21 protein-coding genes and 2 tRNA genes are annotated in these 24,560 nt (G+C 73.4%); 10 read left to right on the top strand and 13 right to left on the bottom strand.

All coding sequences use genetic code 11. The features are described 5' to 3' along the window. From FLM69_RS03140 to FLM69_RS03110, 7 genes are all read left to right on the top strand, one after another. On the top strand, positions 1-449 hold a 449-nt coding region (locus tag FLM69_RS03140), incomplete at its 5' end, for an FHA domain-containing protein (RefSeq protein WP_141842989.1). After that, positions 446-1,006 carry an FHA domain-containing protein gene (locus FLM69_RS03135; protein ID WP_020624445.1) on the top strand — a complete coding sequence of 187 codons (561 nt, stop codon included), beginning with the start codon at positions 446-448 and terminating at the stop codon, positions 1,004-1,006. The genes FLM69_RS03140 and FLM69_RS03135, both read left to right, overlap by 4 nt. Before the next feature lie 3 nt (positions 1,007-1,009). Then, entirely contained in the window at positions 1,010-2,737 is a 1,728-nt protein-coding gene (locus FLM69_RS03130) for a PP2C family serine/threonine-protein phosphatase (RefSeq protein WP_141842987.1), read from the top strand. Continuing rightward, a complete protein-coding gene (locus FLM69_RS03125; RefSeq protein ID WP_036384640.1) occupies positions 2,734-4,158 on the top strand; it encodes an FtsW/RodA/SpoVE family cell cycle protein in 1,425 nt (474 codons plus the stop codon). The genes FLM69_RS03130 and FLM69_RS03125 overlap by 4 nt, the downstream gene beginning before the upstream one ends. After that, a complete protein-coding gene (locus FLM69_RS03120; RefSeq protein ID WP_036384638.1) occupies positions 4,155-5,600 on the top strand; it encodes a penicillin-binding protein 2 in 1,446 nt (481 codons plus the stop codon). The genes FLM69_RS03125 and FLM69_RS03120 overlap by 4 nt, the downstream gene beginning before the upstream one ends. Continuing rightward, positions 5,597-7,681, top strand: coding sequence for a protein kinase (locus FLM69_RS03115; protein ID WP_141842985.1), 2,085 nt, complete (start codon positions 5,597-5,599; stop codon positions 7,679-7,681). The genes FLM69_RS03120 and FLM69_RS03115 overlap by 4 nt, the downstream gene beginning before the upstream one ends. A 32-nt stretch (positions 7,682-7,713) precedes the next feature. After that, the gene (locus tag FLM69_RS03110; protein WP_036384634.1) at positions 7,714-10,029 is read left to right on the top strand and encodes a PASTA domain-containing protein; all 2,316 of its coding nucleotides are present in this window, start codon (positions 7,714-7,716) and stop codon (positions 10,027-10,029) included. Positions 10,030-10,074: 45 nt separating this feature from the next. Here FLM69_RS03110 and FLM69_RS03105 read toward each other — a convergent pair whose 3' ends face one another. Beyond that, positions 10,075-10,728, bottom strand: coding sequence for an aminodeoxychorismate/anthranilate synthase component II (locus tag FLM69_RS03105; RefSeq protein WP_036384630.1), 654 nt, complete (start codon positions 10,726-10,728; stop codon positions 10,075-10,077). 157 nt (positions 10,729-10,885) lie between these two features. On the opposite strand from FLM69_RS03105, the gene FLM69_RS03100 reads away from it, so the two are divergent. Beyond that, on the top strand, positions 10,886-11,191 hold the full coding sequence (locus FLM69_RS03100; protein WP_036337280.1) for a cell division protein CrgA: 306 nt from the start codon (positions 10,886-10,888) through the stop codon (positions 11,189-11,191). A 167-nt stretch (positions 11,192-11,358) separates the two neighbouring features. On the opposite strand, the gene FLM69_RS03095 is transcribed toward FLM69_RS03100, so the two are convergent. Continuing rightward, positions 11,359-12,303: a rhomboid family intramembrane serine protease gene (locus FLM69_RS03095; RefSeq protein ID WP_255502675.1), complete on the bottom strand. Its 945-nt coding sequence runs from the start codon at positions 12,301-12,303 to the stop codon at positions 11,359-11,361. 11 nt (positions 12,304-12,314) lie between these two features. Further along, positions 12,315-12,845, bottom strand: a complete 531-nt coding sequence (locus FLM69_RS03090) for a peptidylprolyl isomerase (RefSeq protein WP_010079725.1) — start codon at positions 12,843-12,845, stop codon at positions 12,315-12,317. A 185-nt stretch (positions 12,846-13,030) separates the two neighbouring features. Between FLM69_RS03090 and FLM69_RS03085 the strand changes: the two genes are divergently transcribed. Both FLM69_RS03085 and FLM69_RS03080 read left to right on the top strand, forming a co-directional pair. Then, the gene (locus tag FLM69_RS03085) at positions 13,031-14,266 is read left to right on the top strand and encodes a hypothetical protein (protein WP_036384424.1); all 1,236 of its coding nucleotides are present in this window, start codon (positions 13,031-13,033) and stop codon (positions 14,264-14,266) included. A 217-nt stretch (positions 14,267-14,483) separates the two neighbouring features. Then, entirely contained in the window at positions 14,484-15,131 is a 648-nt protein-coding gene (locus FLM69_RS03080; RefSeq protein WP_036384426.1) for an MBL fold metallo-hydrolase, read from the top strand. Positions 15,132-15,167: 36 nt separating this feature from the next. Here FLM69_RS03080 and FLM69_RS03075 read toward each other — a convergent pair whose 3' ends face one another. The 10 genes from FLM69_RS03075 to recF form a co-directional block, all read right to left on the bottom strand. Continuing rightward, positions 15,168-15,395, bottom strand: a complete 228-nt coding sequence (locus FLM69_RS03075) for an amphi-Trp domain-containing protein (protein ID WP_036384429.1) — start codon at positions 15,393-15,395, stop codon at positions 15,168-15,170. A gap of 77 nt (positions 15,396-15,472) precedes the next feature. After that, entirely contained in the window at positions 15,473-16,261 is a 789-nt protein-coding gene (locus tag FLM69_RS03070) for a queuosine precursor transporter (RefSeq protein WP_036384431.1), read from the bottom strand. A gap of 252 nt (positions 16,262-16,513) precedes the next feature. Continuing rightward, positions 16,514-16,586: transfer RNA gene (locus FLM69_RS03065), tRNA-Ala, on the bottom strand. A gap of 11 nt (positions 16,587-16,597) precedes the next feature. Continuing rightward, on the bottom strand, positions 16,598-16,759 hold the full coding sequence (locus FLM69_RS11360) for a hypothetical protein (RefSeq protein ID WP_020624432.1): 162 nt from the start codon (positions 16,757-16,759) through the stop codon (positions 16,598-16,600). A gap of 58 nt (positions 16,760-16,817) precedes the next feature. Further along, positions 16,818-16,891: transfer RNA gene (locus FLM69_RS03060), tRNA-Ile, on the bottom strand. A 100-nt stretch (positions 16,892-16,991) separates the two neighbouring features. Next, positions 16,992-17,492, bottom strand: a complete 501-nt coding sequence (locus FLM69_RS03055) for a DUF3566 domain-containing protein (RefSeq protein ID WP_010079768.1) — start codon at positions 17,490-17,492, stop codon at positions 16,992-16,994. Beyond that, a complete protein-coding gene (gene gyrA / locus FLM69_RS03050) occupies positions 17,489-20,185 on the bottom strand; it encodes a DNA gyrase subunit A (protein ID WP_036384433.1) in 2,697 nt (898 codons plus the stop codon). Before gyrA ends, FLM69_RS03055 begins: the two co-directional genes overlap by 4 nt. A 68-nt stretch (positions 20,186-20,253) precedes the next feature. Continuing rightward, positions 20,254-22,404: a DNA topoisomerase (ATP-hydrolyzing) subunit B gene (gyrB, locus tag FLM69_RS03045; RefSeq protein ID WP_181743470.1), complete on the bottom strand. Its 2,151-nt coding sequence runs from the start codon at positions 22,402-22,404 to the stop codon at positions 20,254-20,256. A gap of 370 nt (positions 22,405-22,774) precedes the next feature. Then, positions 22,775-23,338: a DUF721 domain-containing protein gene (locus FLM69_RS03040; protein WP_061867460.1), complete on the bottom strand. Its 564-nt coding sequence runs from the start codon at positions 23,336-23,338 to the stop codon at positions 22,775-22,777. Further along, the gene (gene recF, locus FLM69_RS03035; protein WP_061867461.1) at positions 23,331-24,545 is read right to left on the bottom strand and encodes a DNA replication/repair protein RecF; all 1,215 of its coding nucleotides are present in this window, start codon (positions 24,543-24,545) and stop codon (positions 23,331-23,333) included. Before recF ends, FLM69_RS03040 begins: the two co-directional genes overlap by 8 nt. Between the last annotated feature and the right edge of the window lie 15 nt (positions 24,546-24,560).

Genomic DNA, 24,560 nt, shown 5'->3' with positions numbered 1-24,560 from the left:
GGCTACGGTGGTGTGTCCCCGCCCCGGGGGCTCTGATTTGTATAGAAGACCCCGGCCCGGCGCCCCCCCGGGCCGCCGCCTCGACCGCGCCCGCCGCCCCCGCCCACGCCGACCAGCCGACCGTCGTGATGGGCCGCCCCGTGACCGGGCCCGCCGGCCCGGCCCTCGAGCTGGACGGCCGCATGCTCCCCCTGGACGGGGACGACCTCATCCTCGGCCGCTCGGCCGAGCGTGCCGACCTCGTGATCCCGGACTCCTCGGTGTCCCGCGAACACCTGCGCCTGCTCACCGTCGGCTCCACGGTCACGCTCCTGGACCTGGGCAGTCGCAACGGCGTGCTCGTCAACGGCCGCCGCGTGGACGGCTCCATCACCCTGCGCGACGGGGACGTGGTGACCGTCGGCCAGACCGAGCTGCTGTTCTTCGGCGGGACGGGGGGCCGCGCATGAGCGAGCTCGCCGTCGCCGTGCTCCGCATGGGCCTGCTGCTGGCCCTGTGGGTGCTGATCATCTCCATCGTCATGGCGCAGGGCCGCGACCTCGTGGTCGGCCGGCGCAACAAGACGCGCCTCCAGCAGGCCCAGCGCGACGCCGGCCTGGTCACCGCCGTGCCCGCGGCCGGGGTCGCCGGGGCGGGCTCGTCCGCGGTCGACCGCCCCGCGCCCGCGTCGACGCCGTCCCCCGCCGCGTCCGCCCCGACGACGCCGGCCCCGCGGCTGTCCCGCACCCTGCGGGTGGTCGAGGGTCCGAAGGCCGGGCAGACCATCGCCCTGGAGGGCCGCCCCCTGCTGATGGGCCGCGCCCAGGACGCCGACCTGGTGCTCGTGGACGACTACGCCTCCGGCCGCCACGCCCGGCTGTTCCCCCAGGGCACCCGCTGGTTCCTCGAGGATCTCGGCTCCACGAACGGCACCTACGTGAACGGCGCCCCCGTGACCCGCGCGCTGCCCGTGGGCCCCGGCACGGCCATCCGCATCGGCAAGACCGTCATGGAGCTTGAGGCCTGATCCATGACCCTCGTCCTCCGCTACGCCGCCCGCTCCGACGTCGGCCGCGTCCGTGCCAAGAACGACGACTCCGCCTACGTGGGCCGTCACCTGGCCGTGCTCGCGGACGGCATGGGCGGGCACGTGGGCGGCGACGTGGCGAGTGCGTCCACGGTGCTGGACCTGGCCCCGCTGGATGCGGTGGGCTATGAGGACCCGGCCACGGTGCTGCCGGACGAGATCCAGAACGCCAACCTGATCCTCAACGAGCTGGTGCACGCCAACCCCAAGCTCGCCGGCATGGGCACCACGTGCACCGCCGGCCTGCTCGCGGGGACCACGCTGCACATGGCGCACATCGGCGACTCCCGGGCCTACCGGCTCGCGGACGGCGAGTTCTCCCAGGTCACCACGGACCACACGTTCGTGCAGAAGCTCGTGGACGAGGGGCGCCTCGAGCCTGGGGAGGCACCGTTCCACCCGAACAAGAACGTGCTCATGCGCGTGCTCGGCGACGTGGACGCCTCCCCCGAGCTGGACGTGTTCGAGGTGCCCGTCGCCCCCGGAGAGCGCTGGCTGTTCTGCTCGGACGGCCTCACGGACGTGGTCTCCCCCGAGAGGATCCACGAGGTGCTGCGGGACTCGGAGGCTCTCAACCAGGCCGTCGACACCCTCGTGGACCTGACCCTCAAGGGCGGCGCCCCGGACAACGTGACCGTGGTGGCGTTCGAGATCGCGGAGGGCACGGCGGAGGAGCTGGCCCCCGTCCCGGACGTCCACCTGTCCGAGCAGGCCCTCGCCGCGGCCCATCCGCCCGAGGTCGGCCCGGTCTCCGGCCTGCTGCTGCGGGAGGACCTGGACGCACGTCCCCACCTGCTCGTCGGCGCGGCCTCCAACGCCGTGAGGACCGATCGCATCCCCGTGGTCACGCGCAGCTCCACGCTCCGCCGCGCCGCCGCACTGCTCGGCGAGACGCCCGTGCCGGAGAACCGTCCCCGACGCACCGCGGCCGTCCTCACCGACGGGCCGGGCCCCGCCGCCGACGCCGCCCCGCGCCCGGACGCGTCCGCCCCGCCCGCCGCGCCGAGCGGCACCGCGGCCACCGCCGCGGCCGGTTCCTCCGCCGCCGCCACACCGGCCGCCCCCGCCGCCGACCACCCGTCCGACGAAGCCGCCGAGGCGTCGACCACGGCCGCCACCCCGGCCCCGGTGACCTCCGGGCCCGCCGGCGGCCCCGAGGACGGGGCCGCGCGTCGGCGTCGTGGGAAGGACGACCGCCCGGTGCAGTACCGCCGCGGCTGGTTCATCCCCGTGTTCACCACGCTGCTCGCCCTCACCCTCGCGGCCGTGGCCGTGTGGGGCTATCTGTGGACGCAGACGCAGTACTACGTGGGGGCCAACGACGGCCGGATCGCCGTGTTCAAGGGCGTCTCCCAGCGGCTGGGCCCGCTCGAGCTGTCCCACGTGGACCGCCAGACCGACCTCCCGGTGGATGCGCTGCCCGCGTACGCACGCGACCGCGTGAACGCCGGCATGGCCGCCCGGGACGTGGACCACGCGGAGCAGATCGTCGCCGAGCTGCGCGACTCGCTGCACCCGAACGCCCCCGCCCCCGCCGGTGAGCCCTCCGAGCGGGCCCGGCCGAGCACGACGCCGTCGTCGTCCTCCGCCCGCCCCTCGGACGCGTCCGGCGCCGCCGCGCCGACGAGCCCGGCGTCGTCCCCGAGCGCGACGGGAGGTGAGGCCCCGTGACCGAGGTGATCTCCCCCGCACGCCCGCGCCGGAACATCGAACTGGTCCTGCTGCTGGCCGCCCTGACCATCGCCCTGGGGGCGGACCTGCTGGGCATGATCGGCACGGACGCCCCGCTGGACTCCACCGCCTGGGTGCCGCTGGGCATCTTCGGGGCCGCCACCCTGGTGCTGCACGTGGTCCTGCGGCTGCGCGCCCCCTACGCGGACCCGTTCATGCTGCCGATCACCGCCTTGCTCAACGGGCTGGGCCTGGCCATGATCCACCGGCTGAGCCAGGACGCCGCGATGGCCAACCCCACCTCGCAGCTCGTGTGGTCCGTCCTGGCCGTCCTGGTGGCCTCCGCCCTGGTGTTCCTGGTGCGCGACCATCGGGTGCTGCGGCGCTGGCCCTACCTGTTCCTCGCCGCGTCCGGCGTGCTGCTGCTCCTGCCGCTCGTGCCCGGGCTGGGCCTGAGCATGTACGGGGCGCGGATCTGGATCGACGTCGGATTCGGCACCTTCCAGCCCGGTGAGATCGCCAAGATCACGCTGGCCGTCTTCTTCGCCGGCTACCTCTCCGCGAACCGCGACCTGATCCTGCTGGCCGGCCGCCGCGTGGGCCCGGTGACCTTCCCCCGCGCCCGGGACCTCGGCCCGTTGCTGGCCGGCTGGCTCCTGGCGCTCGGCGTGCTCGTGTTCCAGCGCGACCTGGGCTCGGCCCTGCTGTTCTTCGGCATGTTCATGGCGATGCTCTACATCGCCACGTCCCGCGCCTCCTGGATCCTCCTCGGCCTGGGCCTGATCGCCTTCGGCGCGGCGCTGGCGTTCCTGTTCATGCCGCACGTGACCGCCCGGTTCGAGATCTGGCTGAGGGCCTTCGACCCCGAGATCTACCATCGCGACTTCGGCGGCTCCTACCAGGTCGTCCAGGGCCTGTTCGCGATGGCCTCGGGCGGGCTGATGGGCACCGGCCTGGGCGCGGGCAACCCCACCCAGGTGCCGCTGTCCTTCTCGGACATGATCCTCACGGCCATCGGCGAGGAGCTCGGCTTCGTGGGCCTGGCCGCCGTGCTCGTCCTGTACCTCCTGCTCGTCACCCGCATGATGCGCGCCGCCCTCGGCGTGCGCGACGCGTTCGGCAAGGTGCTCGCCTCCGGCCTGGCCTTCACCATGGCGTGGCAGGTGTTCGTGGTGATGGGCGGCGTGACCCTCGTGCTGCCGCTCACCGGCCTCACGACGCCGTTCCTCGCCGCCGGCGGCTCGTCGCTGCTGGCCAACTGGATCATCGTGGGGCTCGTGCTGCGCATCTCGAACGCCGCCCGCCGTCCCGTGGTCGTGGACGGGATGGTCAACGCGTCCGGGCCCGGCGCCGGCCACCTCGACCCCGGCACGGCGCTCCCGGCGGCGGCCGTGCCCCCGGGAGGAGGTGAGGAGCGGTGAACGAGGCGATCCGACGCACGTGGACCGTCATGGCGGCCATGATCCTGGTGCTCGCGCTGGCCGCGTCCGTCATCCAGGTGCTGGCCGCGGACCAGCTCAAGACGCACGCCCTGAACTCGCGGCAGATGTTCCTGGAGTTCGGCGCCCCGCGCGGGCCGATCCTCGTGGACGGCGAGCCGATCGCCGAGTCCGTCCCCTCCGACGACGCGTACCACTACCAGCGCGTCTACCACGAGCCCGAGCTGTACGCCCCGCTCACAGGCTTCTATTCGCTCACCTACGGCACCGACGGGCTGGAGGCGGCCATGAACGAGCAGCTCTCCGGCACCCCCACGTCCCAGTTCGTGGACCGCGCCATGGAGATCATCACGGGTGCCACGCCTGAGGGCGACCAGGTGGAGCTGACGATCGACCCCGAGCTGCAGCGCCTGGCGTACGACGCGCTCCCGGACGGCGTGCGCGCCTCCGCCGTGGTCACGGACCCGACGACAGGCGAGATCCTGGCCATGGTGTCGAAGCCGAGCTTCGACTCCAACGCGCTCTCCTCGCACAGCCCGGCCGAGGCGCAGGCGGCCATGGCCGCGATCGACCAGATCCCCGGTGCCAGCGCGTACCGCAACCGCGCCGCGGAGCAGCTCGTGTCCCCCGGCTCCACGTTCAAGCTGATCGACGCGGTGGCCATGCTCGAGTCCGGTGACTACACCCCGGACGGGACGGTGGACATCCCCGCCGCGTGGACGCTGCCCGGCACGACCACGGAGCTGCCCAATTACGACGGCTCACCGTGCAACACCGTGGGGCGTCAGACCCTCACGTGGGCGCTGGCGCAGTCCTGCAACACGCCGTTCGCCATGGCCGCCGTCGAGCTGGGCCAGGACCGGATCCGGGAGGTCGCCGAGCGGTTCGGCTTCAACGACTCCTTCGACTACCCGCTGCCCGTGACCGGCTCCGTGTTCCCCTCCGACCTGGACGACGCCGCGCTGGCGCAGTCCTCGATCGGCCAGCGGGACGTGCAGGCCACCGCGCTGCAGATGGCCATGGTGGCCGCCGGCATCGCGAACGACGGCGTGGTCATGGAGCCGCAGCTGATCAAGGCGGTCCGCCGTTCGGACCTCACCACGGTGCAGGAGTTCAGCCCCCGTGAGCGCGGCCGGGCCACGACCCCCGAGGTGGCCGGGCAGGTCTCGGACATGATGGTCTCGGCGGTGGAGGACGGCATCCTGGGATCCGTGCAGTCGGACACGGTGCGGATCGCGGCGAAGTCGGGCACGGCCGAGGTCGGGGACACGGGCAACGTGCACTCCTGGATCACCGGCTTCGACGCGAGCGAGAACCCCCGGGCGGCCGTGACGATCGTGGTGGAGGACGAGCCGCCGGGGGTTGGACATCAGACAGTCGTCAGTGGCATGAAGGCAATCATGGAAGCGGTGGTCACGGAATGAGGCCGACATCGGGCATCACCCTCGGCGGCAGGTACCAGTTGACCGATCGCATCGCGATCGGCGGCATGGGCGAGGTGTGGAAGGCGCGGGACAAGGTCCTGGGCCGGATCACCGCCGTGAAGATCCTCAAGGAGGAGTACACAGGTGACCCCAACTTCCTGCGCCGCTTCCGGGCGGAGGCCCAGCACACGGCGCTGCTGAACCACCCCGGCGTCGCCAACGTCTACGACTACGGCGAGGAGAAGGGCTCCGCCTACCTCGTCATGGAGCTCGTGCCGGGCCAGCCACTGTCCTCCATCCTCGAGAAGGAGAAGGTGCTCTCCCCCGAGCGGACCCTGCGGATCATCGCGCAGACGGCGGCCGCGCTCTCGGCTGCCCACGCCCAGGGGCTCGTGCACCGCGACGTCAAGCCCGGCAACCTCATGATCACGCCCACCGGCCGGGTGAAGGTGACGGACTTCGGCATCGCGCGCCTGGCGGACCAGGTCCCGCTCACGGCCACCGGCCAGGTGATGGGCACCGCCCAGTACCTCGCGCCCGAACAGGCCACGGGGCAGCAGGCCACCGGCTCCTCCGACCTCTACTCGCTGGGCATCATCGGCTACGAGGCCCTCGCCGGGCATCGCCCGTTCACGGGCGAGTCCCAGATCGCGATCGCCCTCGCCCAGGTCAACGACACCCCGCCGCCCCTGCCGGACACCGTCCCGGCCCAGGTGCGCGCCCTGATCATGTGCATGCTCTCGAAGGACCCCAAGGAGCGGCCCTCGGACGCGACCGCGCTCTCGGAGGCCGCCGACGCGCTGCGTCGCAAGGACACCCGCGGCGCCGTGGAGGCCGTGCCCGGCCTGGCCGTCTTCCTCGAGGAGCAGGGCGTGGCCGACCCCTCGGGCGCCGAGACCGCTCCCCTGGACTACGACGGCATGCGCACCACCCATCCCCGCGCCGAGGGCACCCGGACAGACGGCTCCCCCGCCACCGCGGCGCTGCCGGTGACCGCGGCCCAGCCCCGCACCGACGACGACGCCCGCGGCCCCGGCGCCGCCGGTGCGGCGGCCGTGGGCGCGGCCGGTGCGGCCGGCGCCGCCGCGAGCGCGAGCACGCGCGACCACGAGATCGCCGCCGTGCGCGACCAGCAGACCCGCCCGGGCGACGTCGTGGACCCTGGCCCGCCCGCCGGGGGCGGCTCCGCGCCCGCCCGCCGGCGACGCGCCAACCCCTGGCCGCTGTGGGCACTGCTCGGGCTCGTGGTGTTCGCCCTCCTGGGGGCGCTGCTGTGGCCGCTGCTCACGGGTGGCCGCGGCAACGGCGGCTCGGCGCCGGCGACCTCGCAGGAGGAGTCGTCCGTGAACGTGGACCCGGAGGCGTACAGGGGTCGCCCCGTGAGCGAGGTGCGCACCGAGCTCGAGGGACTCGGCCTGGCGGTGCGCGAGGAGGACCGCGACGCGCAGAGCCCGCAGGGCACCGTCGAGGAGATCAACCCCGTGGGGGCGCTGCGGCGCGGTGAGACCGTCACGCTGGCCGTCTCCACCGGTGAGGGCGTCATCCCGGAGGGACTCGTGGGCCAGCCCGTGGAGAGCGCGATCCAGACGCTGCGCGACCGCGGCTTCACCGTGGACCGGGTGGACGACCCGTCCGCCGACGGCGCCGACGGCGAGGTGGTGCGCGTGGTGCCCGGCGAGGGCGAGCGTCACCGCTACGACACGCACGTGCAGCTGATCGTGGCCACCGGCGGGTCCGACGCCGCGCCGACCCGCGAGGCCTCCCAGCCCGCCTCGGAGCCGGAGCCCAGCGCGTCGGAGGAGCCGAGCACCGGGCCGAGCCCGTCGGCCTCGGACGAGCCCAGCCCGTCCCCCACCGCCGAATCCCCGACGGCCACCGCCGACCCGGAGCCCACGCCGGAGCCGTCCGAGGAGCCGACGACGCCCACGGCGGATCCGACGACGGAGTCCTCCGGGGAGTCCACGGCGCCGACGGGCCAGCCCACCACCGACCCGTCCGCTGACGCGCGCGGCGCGGAGGCCTCCTCCGCCGACGCGCGTGGCGCGCAGGCCTCGTCCGCCGACGCCACGCCCTCCGCCTGAGCGGCGGGCGGGACGACCACGCGGACGTGTCTGTGGACGAGCAGAGGACCCTGAACGGGCGGTACCGGATCGGTGAGCTGATCGGGCGCGGCGGCATGGCGGACGTCTTCCGCGGCGAGGACCTGCGGCTGCACCGCCCGGTGGCGGTGAAGCTGATGCGCCGGGATCTGGCGCGCGACCCGCACTTCCAGGCGCGCTTCCGCAAGGAGGCGCGCTCGGCGGCCTCCCTGAACCACCCCTCGATCGTCTCCGTGTACGACACGGGCGAGGTCTCCCTCGAGGACGGCCTCCATCCGGTGGACTGCCCGTTCCTGGTGATGGAGCTCGTCTCCGGCCGGACGCTGCGGGAGATCCTGCACGCCGAGGGCGCCGTGGGCCCGGACCGCGCCGTGGCCTGGACCCGGGGCGTGCTGGAAGCGCTCGAGCACGCGCACGAGGAGGGCATCGTCCACCGCGACGTGAAGCCCGCGAACGTCATGGTCACGGACACGGGCACCGTGAAGGTGATGGACTTCGGGATCGCCCACGCGCTGGCAGACACCTCCGCCACCACGTCGCAGACCCAGGCCGTGGTGGGCACCGCCCTGTACCTGGCCCCGGAGCAGGCGACGGGCCGCACCGTGGACGGCCGCGCCGACCTCTACGCGGCCGGCTGCCTGCTGTTCGAGCTGCTCACAGGCCGGCCCCCCTTCACGGGCGACACGCCGCTGGCCGTGGCCTACCAGCACGTGCGCGAGGAGCCGCCGGCGCCCTCCGACGTCGACCCCGACCTGCCGCCCGCGTTCGACCCCGTGGTGCTGCGCGCCCTGCGCAAGGATCCGCAGGACCGGTTCCCCACCGGCGCCGCGTTCCTCGCGGCCCTCGAGGAGGCCGCGGCGGATCCGCACGCCGCCCCCGGCCGTCACACCCCGCCGCTCGGTGCCGGCCATCCCGCCCCAGTCGGCGCGGGCGGCGCGGTGCCGCGCGCCACGCCCGCGGAGCACGGGGCCGACGACGCCGACGTGCCGACGGCCACGGTCCCGCTGACCCGGCCGACGCCCTCCGCCCCGGCCGAGCCGGACGTCGCACAACCCCAGGCGGCGAACCACGCCGTCGCGGGTGCGGGACTGCCCGGCGCCGCCTCCGCCGCGCAGCTGGCCGCCGCCGCCGCCATGGACGGCCCCCGCCCGGTGACCGGCGGCCAGCCGGTGACGCCCGGTGCAGCCGCGACGCCCGGTGCAGCCGCGACGCCCCGGCCCGAACCGCCGCCCCGAGACACGCCGGCACCGGCGACGGCCACACCCCGTCGCGTCCGACGCCGCGTCCGCCGGCGCACGCTCCTGGCGGCCGGCGTGGTCCTGGTCGTGCTGGCCCTGGTCCTGGCGCCGTGGCTCGCGGCGGCCCTGCGCAACACCGTGGAGGTGCCCGCGGTGGTGGGGCTGCAGCAGGACGAGGCGGTCGCGGCGCTCGAGGACGCGGGCCTGGTGGCCGTCGTCTCGTCCGCGTACATGGCCGACGCCCCGGACGGGACCGTTACCCAGAGCGACCCGCAGACGGGCACGGAGGTGCCCCGCGGGGCCGAGGTGCGGGTCCGGGTGTCCCGCGGCGAGGAGGGTATCGCGCTGTCCGACTCCCTGCACGGGCTGTCCGAGGACGCGGCCCGCCGCGAGCTGGAACGGCTGGGCCTGCGCGTCTCCTCCGTGCTGTACCAGGACGACGGCCGACTCGAGCGCGGGCTGCTCGCCCGCACCGACCCCGCGATGGGCACCCACGTGCCGCCCGGCTCCTCCGTGGTGCTGCACCTGTCCAGCGGCATGGTCGCCGTGCCGGACGTGGTGGGGATGAGCGCTCCGGACGCGCGGCGTCAGCTGGCGCTGAGCGCCCCCGAGCTGCGCGTGCGGATCCAGGACGAGGACGGCGCGACCACCGACACCGGCACGGTCGTGGCCCAGGATCCGCCCGCCGGCGTCCGCGTGGACAACCGTTCCTCCCTGACCCTGACGGCGTCCTCGTGGATCGCGCCCACGGCCGAGCCCTCCGAGCCGGCGCCGCCGTCCAGCGAGGCGCCCGAGCCCACGCCGTCGGCGTCCGCGTCACCGAGCCCCCCGCCGTCGGAGAGCGCGGAGCCCTCCGAGAGCGCGGAGCCGTCGCCCTCGCCGTCCGCCTCGGCCACGCCCACCCCCGAGCCGACGGCGACCGCGACGCCGTCGCCGACGCAGAGCCCGTCGTCGACGTCGGCGGCCCCGTCGACCTCGCCGGGGCCGACCGAGCAGTCACCGAGCACCTCGCCCACCGGGACGCCGGTGGACCCGCTGCCGACGCTGACGCCGGACCCCGAGCCCTCGATCGATCCGCCGCCGTCCACCTGAGCGGACGGGGCGCCGTCCGACCCGCGAACCGGGCCCCGGGACCGGTCAGTCCTGGCGGACGAGGGGCGAGAGCCGGCCGCCGCGCTCGGCGGCCCCGGAGAGCCCCACGGACTCGAGCCAGTTGCCGAGCATCCGGTAGCCGCCCTCGGTGAGCACGGACTCGGGGTGGAACTGCACGCCCCACAGGGGCGCGGTGCGGTGGGCCAGTCCCATCACGACGCCGTCCTCGGTCTCGGCGGTGATCTCCAGGACCGCCTCGTCCACGGTGGGCCGCACGGCGGCCAGCGAGTGGTAGCGGGTGGCGGTGAACGGCGAGGGGACGCCCTCGAACATGGGGTGCTCGCCGTGGCGGACCAGGGACGTCTTGCCGTGCATGAGGGACTCCGCGTGCGTCACGGTGGCGCCGAACGCCTCCGCGATGGCCTGGTGCCCCAGGCACACCCCGAAGAGCGGACGGCCGCCGTCGGCGGCGGAGCGGATGAGGTCGAGGGAAACACCGGCGTCGGCGGGCGCGCCCGGCCCGGGCGAGATGAGCACCGCCGTGTGCTCGGCCGCGAGCTCGAGGGCGCGGCCGGGGGTGACCTCGTCGTTGCGGATCACGGTGGTGCGGGCCCCGAGCTGCTCGAGGTAGCCCACCAGGGTGTAGACGAAGCTGTCGTAGTTGTCGACGACGAGGACGGAGACCTCGGGGCTCTGCACGGGGGCGCTCTTTCCTCCCCGCCGCGTGGGAGCGGGGTGCATAGACTGGCCGGGCACGTCGCTGACCCCGGTCCTGGGCAGGTCAGCAGGATACCGTCCCCGCCCCGGTCCCCGCCGGTGGGGGCGCCCACCACCCCCCCACCCGAGGAGAAGACCCGTGGCAGCACCCGCCGGCAAGCGCAAGGACTCGGCCCGTCGGAAGCGCGAGGAGCTCGAGGCCGCGCGCCGCAGCCGCTCCGCCGTGCGGACGGACCTCGGGGACGTGGACCCGGGTCCGAAGCCCCTCTCCCCCGTGTACAAGGCCGTGATGTTCGGCCTGCTGATCCTCGGCCTGCTCTGGATCATCGTCTACTACCTGACCCAGGGCCTCTTCCCGATCGTGCAGATCGGCGGCTGGAACATCCTCGTGGGCTTCGGCATCGCGCTCGTCGGGTTCCTCATGATGTCCCGCTGGAGCGAATGACACACGTGTAGTTCTCCACAGCGGTGGACAACCCTGTGGATGGCCGATCCGCACGATCCCGCCCGGAGACGAGTTGTCCCCGGAGTTGTCCACAGGTGTGGACACCCCTGTGGGAAGAAGTGCACACCCCGCTGTGGAGAACTCCGGGGACGGTCGGGGACGACGGCCTAGCCGAGCAGGCCGGCCACCGTGACCCGGGCGGCGCCGAGCACCGTGAGCGCCGCCAGCGCCGCCGCCACGACCACGAGGCCGGCCGCCTGGGCGCCCACGGACGGCACACGCGCCCGCCCGGGGCGCAGCCCGCCGGCCAGGGAGAACACGACGGCGACGACGGCGCCCGTCAGCAGCCCGCCCACGTGCACCTGCCAGGCCACCCCGGGCAGCAGGAACGAGAACACGAGGTTCAGGCCGATCAGCACGGCGATCGAGCGCACCTGCCCGCCCCGCACCCGGGTGAACAGGAACAGGGCCGCGAACATGCCGTACACGGCACCGGACGCCCCGACGACGGGCTGCAGCGGGTCCGAGACCCACAGTGCGAACACCGCACCGCCCACGGCGGAGAGCACGTAGAGGGCGAGGAACCGCCACCAGCCCAGCGCGGGCTCGAGCACGCGCCCGATCACCCACAGCGCGAGCATGTTCAGCAGCAGGTGCGTGGGGCCGGTGACGTCGTGCACGAGCGCGTAGGAGGCCATCCGCCACGGCTCCATGCCGTACGGGGACGTGTAGAGCCCGGCGTACCAGAGCGCTTCGGTCACGCCGGACGCCTGATCCCGGGTCATCCACTGCGCCGCGTAGACCACCACCGTGACCGCCAGCAGGATCCAGGTGACGGGCGAGGCGGCGAAGCCCGTCCGCCGTCGGACCGGGACCGTCGCGGCGGCGCCGGCGGCGGGGGCCGCCGTCGGAGCGGGGCCGGCCACGACGCCGGACGCACAGTCCACGCAGACCGGCCCGGCCGCGGAGCCGGGACGCTGGCAGTCGAGGCACGCGGGGCGCCGGCACACGGCGCAGCGCACATACGCGGCACGGCCCGGATGCCGCGGGCACACCGGGGGTGTGCCGTCCGCGGAGTCCGGGCCGTGCGGGTCAGAGGGGGTGGTGCTCACCGAGGGGCTGCTCAGGCCTCGTCGATGTCGATGGACTCGATGACGACGTCCTCGAGCGGGCGGTCACGGGGATCGGTGGCGACGGCGTTGAGCTCGTCCACGACCTTCTGGGAGGCCTCGTCCTTCACCTCGCCGAAGATGGTGTGCTTGCCGTTGAGCCAGCCGGTGGGCACGGAGGTGATGAAGAACTGCGAGCCGTTGGTGCCGGGGCCGGCGTTGGCCATGGCCAGCAGGTAGGGACGGTCGAACTGCAGCTCGGGGTGGATCTCGTCGCCGAACTGGTAGCCGGGGCCGCCGATGCCCATGCCGAGCGGGTCGCCGCCCTGGATCATGAAGTCCTTGATGATGCGGTGGAACACGGTGCCGGAGTACAGCGGGGCGCCGTTGTTCTTCTCACCGGTCTGCGGGTGGGTCCACTCCTGCTCGCCGGTGGCGAGACCCACGAAGTTCTTCACGGTCTTCGGGGCGTGGTTGCCGAACAGCTCGACGACGATGTCGCCGTGGTTCGTGTGGATGGTCGCGGTGTGCGTCTTGTTCGCCATGCGCCCCATTGTTCCATCCGCGGCGGCGGGCCGTCCGGATCCCGCCGTCCGGGGGCGGGTCTTCCGCGATCGGCGTACGCACTCCCGGCGTGCCGGGACCCGTGCCACGGCGGGGGTCGGCCACTAGGCTGGGCCTCGAGGACCACCGCGTTCAACGACCATCCAGAACTCACGGGAGGCATCACATGGCTCGCAAGACCCTGCACGACGAGATCCAGCACGACGGCGACGCGAACGCGTTCGTCGCACGCCAGGCGGAGAACCTGCGCCACTGGGCCGCCCCGAAGGTGGAGTCCACCCGCGCCTGGAGCGAGGTGGCCGCGGCCTACGGGCTGATCGGCGGCTCCGCCGCGGCCGAGGAGGGCCGCCGCAAGGCCCAGGACGCCAAGAAGGAGTACGGCCCCGTGGTCGAGCGCGGGGCGCGGAAGGCCGGCGAGGCCGTCGCGCACCAGTACGGGCTGCTGGCCCCCGCCGTCGCCAAGGGCGTGGACACCGTCCAGGACTTCCTCGAGCACCTGCAGGCCCAGGCGCAGGACGCCGGCCACGAGGTGCAGCAGCAGTTCGCCGCGGCGCGCAAGGACGCTGAGAAGGCCGCGAAGAAGGGCCGCCGTCGTGGGGGCCGCAAGGCCACGCAGCTGCGCCGGGACGGCCGCCAGGCCGCCAAGGGCCTGCGCAAGGACGCGAAGAAGGCCGCCAAGGGCGCCCGTAAGGACGCGCAGCGGTCCGCCGCCCTGTTCAGCGACCGTGCCGGTCAGGCCAAGGACGCCGCCGCGGCGGGCGGCCTGACCCTCGCCGGTCTCCTCGCCACGGGTCTGTCCGCGCTGCAGGAGCAGGGCGGGAAGGTAGCCCCGCAGGTGCAGGCCCGCCTGGCCGACGCCGGCGACTACGCCCAGCGCCGCAAGGAGGAGGTCCTCCCCGTGGCCGCCGCCCGCCTGGCCGACGGCGCCGCGCACGCCCGCAAGACCGCCCACGACGTCGAGGTCCCGGACGCCCTGGAGCAGGCCCTGATCAAGCTCACCGGGGACAAGGCGATCGTGAAGCGCCTGCGCAAGGGTGCCGAGCAGTACGCCGGCGCGGCCGAGAAGGACCTGAACCGTGCCGCCGGTCGCCGGGCCTCCCGCTCGGGCGGCCGCTCCTGGATCGTCGCGGGCATGGCGGCCGCCGCCGCCGGCGCCGGCTTCGCCCTGTGGCGCCTGACCAAGCCGGTGCAGGATCCGTGGACCGCCCCGGTGCCGGGCCCGATCACCGCGAACATCCCGGTGGTGGAGGCGAACAACCCCTACGCCCAGCAGCAGAAGGTCGTGGCCGAGGCCGGCTCGGCCGCGGCGGGCCAGGGCGTGCGGGTGGACACCGCCACCCCGGACCCGGTGGCCGCCGCCAACGCGAAGGTGCTGGGCGTCCAGCCCGGGCAGCAGCGCTGACCCGCTCCCCCCCGTGCCCTGAGCGCGCAGCGGACGACGCCCGGCCCGCGCATCCTCGGCAGGACCGAGGGGCGCGGGCCGTCGCGCGTCCGGACGCCGGTCGGGGCGGGGCCCGGTGGGCGGCCATCGAACGGGGCGCGGGCCTTGTCCGCCGCCGGGAGCACGCGGGAGGCTGGAAGCGCCCGGGATCCCGACGCCGGGCGGAGGAGTGATCCGCATGAGCACGACCCTGACCCTCTTCGGCCACTCGGCCGTCCGCCTCGAGAAGGCCGGCCGACGCCTCGCGTTCGACCCCGGCGCGTTCAGCGACGCGGCGGTCCTGGACGGCGCGGATGCCGTCCTCGTGACACACGGCCACCCGGACCACGTGGTCCCCGAGCAGCTGGCCAGGGCCGTGGCCGGCACGGAGGCGCACGTGTGGGCGCCACGGGACCTCACGGGGCCGCTGGCGGAGGCGGGGCTCGACGCCGGGCGCGTGCATACGGCCGTGCCCGGGGAGACGTTCGAGGCCGCCGGCTTCCGGGTGGAGGTGCTCGGCGGGGAGCACGCGGTGATCCACGCCGAGGTGCCGCGCCCGGTGAACGTGTCCTACCTCGTGGACGGGGCCGTGCTGCACCCCGGCGATTCGTTCACGGTGCCGGACGCCGACGTCGAGGTGCTCCTGCTGCCCGTCGCGGCGCCGTGGCTGCGCATCGCGGACGTGGTGGACCAGATGCGGGCCATCGCGGCGACGCACACCCGCCCCATCCACGACGGCATCCTCAGCGAGGACGGCAAGGGCGTGGTGGACGGGGTGCTCTCGGGGCTCGCCGAGGGCGTGACCGACTACCGGCGTCTGGCCCCCGGGGAGCCCTGGACGTTCTGAGGCACGGGGAGGCGACGGCGGCCGACCCGGGGCCGGTCACCAGCTGAGGGTGATCTCCAGTTCGGCGCCGCCGCCATCCTCGACCTCGAGCTCCACCTCGAGGCCCACGCGGTCCGGGACGGTGACGACCACGTCGCGGTCGCCGTGCTCGATCCGCACCTCGTTCTGCCGGGAGAGCTGGTCGGCGAGGTCGCGCAGGCGTGCGGCGGCCTGCTCGCGGCTGAGGGTCTGCTGCTGCTCGTGCTCGAAGAGGTCCTTGCCCATGGCACCGACGGTAGTCGGTGGGCGGGGTGCGCGCGACGGACGGGCCCCGGCGCGGCCGACGCCGGGGCCCGTGCGGGTCAGCGGGACGCGGCCGGGGCGACGGCGGGGTTCTCGTCGCGGTGGATCTCGAAGCCGGGTGCCCGGTAGGTGGGCTCCCGGCGCTTGAGGGCGCGGATGACGAGCAGGGTCACCGGCACGATGAGGATCTCCACGAGCGTCTTGTAGCCGAAGCCGGTCACCGTGTAGTTCGCCAGTTCCAGCAGCGAGATGGTGCCGGCGTAGGCGATGGTGCAGAAGATCAGGGTGTCGAAGAACTGGCCGACCACGGTGGAGAGGATGAGCCGGAAGGCCACGTGCCGTTCCTTCATGCGCTCCTTGAGGCGGACCACGATGGACGCGTTGAGCAGGGAGCCCACGAGGAACGCGACGAAGCCGGCCACGGTGATCCGCAGCATGGGCGCGAGGGCCTGGTCCCAGACCTCGAAGCCCTCGACGGGCGTGGTCCAGGAGACCACCGTGTAGGTGAGGGCGGCGAGCACGAGCATCGTGAAGCCCAGGACGATGGCCCGGCGGGCCCGGCGCCAGCCGTACACCTCGGCGAGGATGTCGCCGACGATGTACGCGAACGGGAACAGGAAGGCGCCGCCGTCGAAGATGAGGGGGCCGCCGTCGTAGAAGAGGTCGGAGACGATCGGGACGGTGGGGCCGTAGAAGAGCTTGGCCGCGGTGACGCCGGAGAGGATGAGGAGGGCGATGAAGACGCCCACGAAGATGTCGTAGTAGCTCGCGGGCACCCGGGCGTAGGCCGGAGTGCCCTGCCCAGGGGCGGGTCGGTCGGGGGACGGGGTGTCGATGGTGGTGTTCACCGGACCATCCAACACCACGCACGACGGCGACGGGAGCGGTGGGCGGGTCCGGCGGCGGGGGTTCGGGGCAGGCCATCCCCGTCCCTCCGTGGGCAGAAACGCCCTCTCTTCTGCCCACGGGGCCCGAAGTCCTGCGGTTTGTGCCCCAGGAGCCCCCGGGTCGCCGGTTTCTGCCCACGGTGCCGGCGCCGGCGGCCACCCTGGGCATACGAAAGGGCCCGGGAGTCTCACGACTCCCGGGCCCTTCTTCGGTGGAGGCAAGGGGACTCGAACCCCTAACCCCCTGCTTGCAAAGCAGGTGCGCTACCAATTGCGCCATGCCCCCGTGAGGACCGGTCAGTCCTCCGGTGCCGGCTCGACGCCGTCGGCGTCCTCCGGCAGGTCGTCCGTGGCCGTGGCCCAGACGTCCTTCCCCGCACTGTTCTCCCGCCAGAGACGCGCCCCATAGGCAGCTGCCGCGGCGCTGACCACGAGGGCCACGCGTGCCAGTCGACCCATGGGAAGACCTCCGGAGACGAACGGAGCCCCAGCGGACCGGGGCTCTGTGTGGTGGGAGTGGGCGTACCAAGACTTGAACTTGGGACCTCTTCGTTATCAGCGAAGCGCTCTAACCGCCTGAGCTATACGCCCTCACCGTCGCTCACGGCTGACGCCGTTCACAACAGGAGATGACTGTACAGGAACGCCGACGCCCCGCGCAAATCCGCGCGGGGCGTCGTCGAGGGTCTGCTCAGTCGTCCGTCAGCGTGACGCCGAGGCCGCCCACGAGGCTCGCGCAGAGGTTGTAGAGCAGCGCGGCCACGGTGGCCAGGGCGGTCAGCAGGATGACGTTGACCACGGCCAGCACGGTGGCCAGCGAGGTCACGGTGCTCAGCGGGGCCAGGGACGCCACGGTGTAGCGCCCGGCCTCGGAGCCGAGCACGGTGCCGATCACGTCGTTGACCCTGTCGAAGATCCCGAGGACGTCGGACAGCGAGTACAGCGCCACCGCCGCCACCACCGTGAGGATGCCCAGCGCCACCGAGAGCAGGAACGCCAGCTTCAGCACGGACCACGGGTCCACCCGGGTCAGGACCAGGCGGGCGCGGCGCACCTTGGCCTTCGGGACGGCGCGGACCAGGTCCTCCTGCGAGGACCCGCTGGCCTTGCGCACCGGGCGGCCGGACCGCGGCTCGGCGGCCTTCCCGGTGCTCCGCCCCTGGCCGGGACGCGACGACGCGGACGTGCTCACTGCTCTCCTCCGTCTGCACCCTCACCGGCGTCCTGCGTCAGGGCGTCCTCCGGTGCGGCTACGGGGTCGGTCGGGTCGATGTCTGCGTCCAAGGGTACATCCGGCCCCGCCTCGGCCTCGGCGTCCGCCTTCGCCTCCATCTCCTGCTCGTTATTCAGGGTGACGGCGACGATCCGGTCCCGCTTGTCCGGCTTGGCGAAGATCACGCCCATCGTGTCGCGGCCCTTGGCCGGCACACCGGCGACGGCGGAGCGCACCACCTTGCCCGAGGCCATCACCACGAGGACCTCCTGGTCCTCGCGCACCACGAGACCGCCGGCGAGCTCGCCGCGGTCGTCCACGAGCTTGGCGACCTTGATACCGAGGCCGCCGCGGTTCTGCAGGCGGTACTCGTCCACGTGGGTGCGCTTGGCGAAGCCGCCGTCCGTGACGGTGAAGACGTAGCCGTCCTCCTCCACCACGTCCATCGTCAGCAGGGAGTCGTCGTCGCGGAACTTCATGCCCGTCACGCCCGAGGTCGCGCGGCCCATGGGACGCAGCGCCTCGTCCGTGGCGGTGAACCGCAGGGACTGGCCCTTGTGCGAGATCAGGATGAGGTCGTCGTCGGGCGAGACCACGCGGGCCGAGACCAGCTCGTCCCCCTCGCGCAGCTTGATGGCGATCAGGCCGGCGGTGCGGTTCGTGTCGTAGTCCAGCAGCGGCGTCTTCTTCACGAGGCCGCCGCGCGTGGCGAGCACGAGGTACGGGGCCCGGCCGTAGTCCACGAGCGGCTGGATCTGGGCGATCCGCTCGTCCGGCTGGAACGCGAGCAGGTTGGCCACGTGCTGGCCCTTCGCGTCGCGGCCGGCCTCGAGCAGCTCGTACGTCTTGATCCGGTACACGCGGCCGAAGTTCGTGAAGAACAGCAGCCAGTGGTGCGTGGACACGGTGAGGAAGTGCTCGACGACGTCGTCGCCGCGCAGCATCGCCCCGCGCACGCCCTTGCCACCGCGCGCCTGGGACCGGTACTGGTCGATCCGGGTGCGCTTGACGTAGCCGCCGCGGGTGATGGAGACGACCATCTCCTCCTCGGGGATCAGGTCCTCGATGGACATGTCGCCGTCGAAGCCGGCCATGATCTCGGTGCGGCGGTCATCGCCGTGCTTGGCCACGATCTCGGCGAGCTCCTCGGAGATGACCTCGCGCTGACGCTGCGGGGACTCCAGGATCCGGTTGTACTCGGCGATCTTCGCCATGAGGTCGTCGTACTCGTCCTGGATCTTCTGGGACTCCAGGGCGGCGAGCTGGCGCAGCTGCATCTGCAGGATGGCCTGGGCCTGGACGTCGTCGATGTCCAGGAGCTCCTTGAGGGCCTCGCGGGCCACGTCCGCCGAGGCCGAACGGCGGATGGTCGCGATGACCTCGTCCAGCATGTCCAGGGCCTTGAGCAGGCCGCGCAGGATGTGCGCGCGCTCCTCGGCCTTGCGCTTGCGGAACGCGGTGCGGCGCACGATCACGTCGATCTGGTGCTTCACCCAGTGGTGCACGAAGCCGTCCAGGGACAGGGTGCGCGGCACGCCGTCCACGAGCGCGAGCATGTTGGCCGAGAAGTTCGACTGCAGCTCGGTGTGCTTGTAGAGGTTGTTCAGCACCACCTTGGCGACGGCGTCGCGCTTGAGCACGATCACCAGGCGCTGGCCGGTGCGGCCGGAGGTCTCGTCGCGCATGTCCGCGATGCCGCTGATCTTGCCGTCCCGCACCATCTCCGCGATCTTCGCGGCGAGGTTGTCCGGGTTGGTCATGTAGGGCAGCTCGGTGACCACAAGGCACGTGCGGCCCTGGATCTCCTCCACGTTGACCACGGCGCGCATGGTGATGGGGCCGCGGCCGGTCCGGTAGACCTCCTCGATGCCCTTGCGGCCCAGGATCTGGGCGCCCGTGGGGAAGTCGGGGCCGTGCACGCGGGCCAGGAGCGCCTCGAGCAGCTCCTCGCGGGTGGCCTCGGGGTGCTCGAGGTACCACTGCACGCCCGCGGCCACCTCGCGCATGTTGTGCGGCGGGATGTTCGTGGCCATGCCGACGGCGATGCCCGAGGAGCCGTTGACCAGCAGGTTCGGGTACCGGGCGGGCAGGACGACGGGCTCCTGCTGCTTGCCGTCGTAGTTGTCCTGCATGTCGACGGTGTCCTCGTCGATGTCCCGGACCATCTCCATGGCCAGCGGGGCCATCTTGGTCTCGGTGTAGCGCTGGGCGGCCGCGCCGTCGTTGCCCGGGGAGCCGAAGTTGCCCTGGCCGAGCGCCAGCGGGTAGCGCTGGACCCAGTCCTGGATGAGGCGCACGAGGGCGTCGTAGATCGCGGTGTCGCCGTGCGGGTGGTAGTTGCCCATCACGTCGCCCACCACGCGGGCGGACTTGTTGAACGCACGGTCCGGGCGGTAGCCGCCGTCGTACATCGCGTAGAGCACGCGACGGTGCACGGGCTTGAGGCCGTCGCGCACGTCCGGCAGCGCGCGGCCGACGATCACGGCCATCGCGTAGTCCAGGTACGAGCGCTTCATCTCCGACTCGAGGTCGACGGGCTCGACCTTGTCGGCGGCGCCCTCGGGGAGCACGTAGTGCTCCACCTCGATGTCCAGGCCGGTCTGCGGGGGCTGCGGGGTCGGGGCGCCCTCGACGGGCTCGTCCGGGGTCTGGGGGGTGGTCTCGTCGCTCACGCGGGTCCTCTCGTGCTCCCCGCGACGGCGGGGAGGGGGGTCGGCTCAGGCAGGTCTGCGGGTCCGGCTCAGACGTCCAGGAAGCGGATGTCCTTGGCGTTCTGCTGGATGAAGGTGCGGCGGGACTCCACGTCCTCGCCCATGAGCATGGAGAAGACGGCGTCCGCGGCGGCGGCGTCCTCCATGGTCACCTGCAGCAGGGTGCGGTGCTCCGGGTCCATGGTGGTGTCCCAGAGCTCCTGGTAGTTCATCTCGCCCAGGCCCTTGTAGCGCTGCACGCCGTTGTCCTTGGGGTAGCGCCAGCCCTTGGCCAGGCCGGCCTCGACGGCGGCGTCGCGCTCCTCGTCGGAGAACACGTAGTCGTGCGGGGCGTTGGACCACTTGATGCGGTACAGCGGCGGCTGCGCGAGGAACACGTGGCCGGCCTCGATGAGCGGGCGCATGTACCGGAACAGCACGGTCAGCAGCAGCGTGGTGATGTGCTGGCCGTCCACGTCCGCGTCCGCCATGAGCACGATCTTGTGGTACCGCAGCTTGGAGATGTCGAACTCCTCGCCGATGTTGGTGCCGAACGCCGTGATCATCGACTGGATCTCGGCGTTGCCGAGGGCCTTGTCCAGGCGGGCGCGCTCCACGTTCAGGATCTTGCCGCGCAGCGGCAGGATGGCCTGCGTCTCCGGGTTGCGGCCCTGCTTGGCCGAGCCGCCGGCGGAGTCGCCCTCCACGATGTACACCTCGCAGCGTTCGGGGTCCTTCGAGGAGCAGTCGGCCAGCTTGCCGGGCATGCCGAAGGACTCCAGCGGGGACTTGCGGCGCGCGTTGTCCCGGGCCTTGCGGGCGGCCAGGCGGGCGTGCGAGGCCATGATGGCCTTGCGGATGATCTCCTTGGCCGGGCCCGGATTGCGCTCGAACCAGTCGCCGAGGTGGTCCGTGACCGCCTTGGACACGAACCCGCGGGCCTCGGAGTTGCCGAGCTTGGTCTTGGTCTGGCCCTCGAACTGCGGCTCGGAGAGCTTCACGGAGATCACGGCGGTCAGGCCCTCGCGGATGTCCTCGCCCGTGAGGTTGTCCTCCTTGGGCTTGAGGATCTCCTTCTCCCGCGCGTACCGGTTGACCAGGGAGGTCAGCGCGGCGCGGAAGCCCTCCTCGTGGGTGCCGCCCTCGTGGGTGTTGATCGTGTTCGCGTAGGTGTGCACGGACTCCGAGTAGGCGGAGGTCCACTGCATGGCCACCTCGACGGCCATGGAGCGGCCGTCCGAGACGTCCTCGGCCTCGAAGGCGATGACGTTGTCGTGGACGTACTCGACCTTCTTGGCGGAGTTGAGGTGCTGGACGTAGTCGAGCAGGCCGTTCTCGTACAGGTAGGTGACGGAGCGGCGCTGGGGCTCCTGCTCCGCGTCCTCCGCCAGGCCGTTCCCCGCGACGTCCTCACCGGCGGCGCCCTCGCCCACGATCTCGTCGTCGACGACCTCGTTGGACTCCTGGACGCGCTCGTCCGTGAGGGTGATGCGCAGGCCCCTGTTGAGGAAGGCCATCTGCTGGAAGCGGGCACGCAGGGTCTCGTAGTCGAACTCGATCGAGTCGAAGATCTCCGGGTCCGGGTAGAACGTCTGCACGGTGCCCGTGGCGTCCGTGGCCTCACCCTTCACCAGCTCGCCCTGGGGCACGCCGCCGTCCGCGAAGGACATGCGCCACACGTGCCCCTGACGGCGGACCTCGGTGTCCACGCGGCGGGAGAGCGCGTTGACCACGGAGATGCCCACGCCGTGCAGGCCGCCCGAGACGGCGTAGCCGCCGCCGCCGAACTTGCCGCCGGCGTGCAGGATCGTCATGACGACCTCGACGGTCGGCCTCCCCTCGGTGGGGTGCAGGTCCACGGGGATGCCGCGGCCGTCGTCCGCCACGCGCACGCCGCCGTCGGCCTGCAGCGTGACGTCGATGCCGGTGGCGTAGCCGGCCAGCGCCTCGTCCACGGAGTTGTCCACGACCTCGTACACGAGGTGATGCAGGCCCCGCGGCCCGGTGGAGCCGATGTACATGCCGGGGCGCTTGCGGACGGCCTCGAGGCCCTCGAGCACGGTGATGGCGCTGGCGCCGTACTCACCGGGCACCTTCCGGTCCTTCACCGGGGCCTCGGGCTGCCCGACGGCGTCCGGCACGGCCTCCGGGTTCGGCGCGGCCGACGCGGCGGTCGGCTCCTCCGCGGGGTTCTCGGGCATGGCGTCAACCACGGGTGGCTCACTTCCTCGGACGTCGGCGGCTGGGTCGACCCGCGCGCAGGCGCGCGACGCCGCCCGGACATAACCGGCACGCGACACGCTCCCGCAGATCCACGGGGGTGGGGGACGGACGACAACCGGCCCCCTTTCACTGGTCCCAGTGTACCGCCTGACACCCCGAGGGCCCGCATCGACGGGGGTCCGCCACGGGAGAACACCCGCTCAGCGGCCAGGGACACGGCTCAGGACGTGCGCAGGAGACCGCCCATGCCTCCCGGGCCGTCCCCGACCCTGTGAGCGCGCCAGAGCGGCGCCCATGGCCTCGCCGCGTCCGGGACGCCGTCGTGCGCCGCGGGGGGCCGCCCCGGACTCAGCCGTAGGTGTCGCGCGGCCCGCGGCCGCCGCGCACGGTGCGCGGCCCCTTGCGCCAGCTCGGGGCCTGCGGCCCCGCCACCTCGATGCGGGTCACGACGCCGGGCCCGAGCGCCTCGTCGAAGCGTTGCAGGAGCACGGGGCTCATCAGGCGCAGCTGCGTGGCCCACGCGGTGGAGCTCGTCCGGACCCGCACCACGGAGTCCTCGAAGCTCTCCGGGCGGCAGTGCAGCGCGATCTCCGGCCCCACCAGCTCGGCCCAGCGGGTGAGCACGGAGCCGACCGCCACGGGGGTGGACCAGCCACGGTCGCGGATGAGCCGGCCGAACACGGTGGACACCGTGGCCGGGTCCCGGTCCGCACCCCCGAACGGGAGCCGACGGTCCTGCCGCTCCCGGCCGGCCGACGTCGTGCCCGCCATGGCCCCGGCCAGGCCCGCGCCCGTCCCCCGCGCCCGCAGCGGCGCCTCGCCCCGCTCCCGGGCGGCCTCGCGGACCCGGCGCAGCTGCACGAGCGCCAGGTCCGGCCGGTCCGGCTCGAACGGGGCGGGGGTCTCAGCCATCGGCGCCGCCCTCGCGCCGGGGCTCGCGGATGTCCCCCTCCACGGGGGCCGCGGCGGCCACGGCCTCGGAGCCCTCCGCGTCCTGGCGGATGAGCACGCGGTGGGCCGTGAGCTCCTCGGGGACGTCCTCGAGCGCGGCGGCCGTGACGATCACCTGCTCGGCCCGGTGCACGAGCGCGGCGAGGCGGCGGCGACGGGCGGCGTCGAGCTCCGCGAACACGTCGTCCAGGATCAGGACGGGGCGGGCGTCGGGGTCCGGGTCGTCCGCCACGAGCACGTCGTAGGCCGCCATGCGCAGGGCGAGCGCCAGCGACCACGTCTCCCCGTGGGAGGCGTAGCCGCGCGCGGGCGCCGGACCCAGGAAGAGGGCGAGCTCGTCCCGGTGCGGGCCCACCAGGGTGAGCGCCCGCGCCCGCTCCTCCTCCCGTTGGGCCTCGAGCGTCCGGTGCATGTCCGCGGCCAGGTCCGCCACGGCCGGGACCTCCGCGTGGGTGCCACGGGCCAGCGGGACGGTGGACTCGTAGGCGTAGGCCGCCGCCTTGGAGCCGTTGGTCAGCGCGGCGTACATCTCCTGGAGGGGGCGGGCCAGCAGGCGCAGCACGTGCAGGCGGCCGTGGAGCAGGCGGGCGCCAGCGGCGCAGAGGTGCTCGTCCCAGACGGCGAGGGTCGCGTCCTCCTCGGGGCCCCAGCGGCGAGAGCTGCGGCCCGCCTTGAGCAGGGCGTTGCGCTGGCGCAGCACGCGTTCGTAGTCGGCGGCGGCCTCACCGAGGGCCGGACGCAGCTGCACCATGAGCTGGTCGAGGAGACGACGACGGCCACCGGGCTCCCCCGTCACGAGGCTCAGGTCCTCCGGGGCGAAGACCACGGTGCGCAGGATCCCGAGGCCCTCCTTCGCCCGCACGGGGGCGCCGCGGTTGATGGCCACCCGGTTGGACCGGCCCGGCAGGATCTCCAGCTCGAGGGCGACGGCGCGCGACCCGCGGTGCACGCGCCCGGCGATCCGGGCCCGGTCCCGGCCGAAGCGCACGAGCTGCGCGTCCGAGCTGACCCGGTGGGACTGCTGGGCGCCGAGGTAGCCGATCGCCTCCACGAGATTGGTCTTGCCCACCCCGTTGGCCCCGAGCAGCACCGTGGACCCCGGCGTCAGCTCCAGATCGGCCCAGCGGTAGGACCGGAAGTCCGCGACGGTGAGGTGGGACAGGTACACGGGAGCGTCCGGCCC

Origin of the sequence: Micrococcus sp. R8502A1, assembly GCF_006704135.1 — a bacterium.
Lineage (GTDB): Bacteria > Actinomycetota > Actinomycetes > Actinomycetales > Micrococcaceae > Micrococcus > Micrococcus luteus.
The sequence above is the reverse complement of the archived record's forward strand: the minus strand, read 5'-3'. Positions and strand labels throughout refer to the sequence as shown.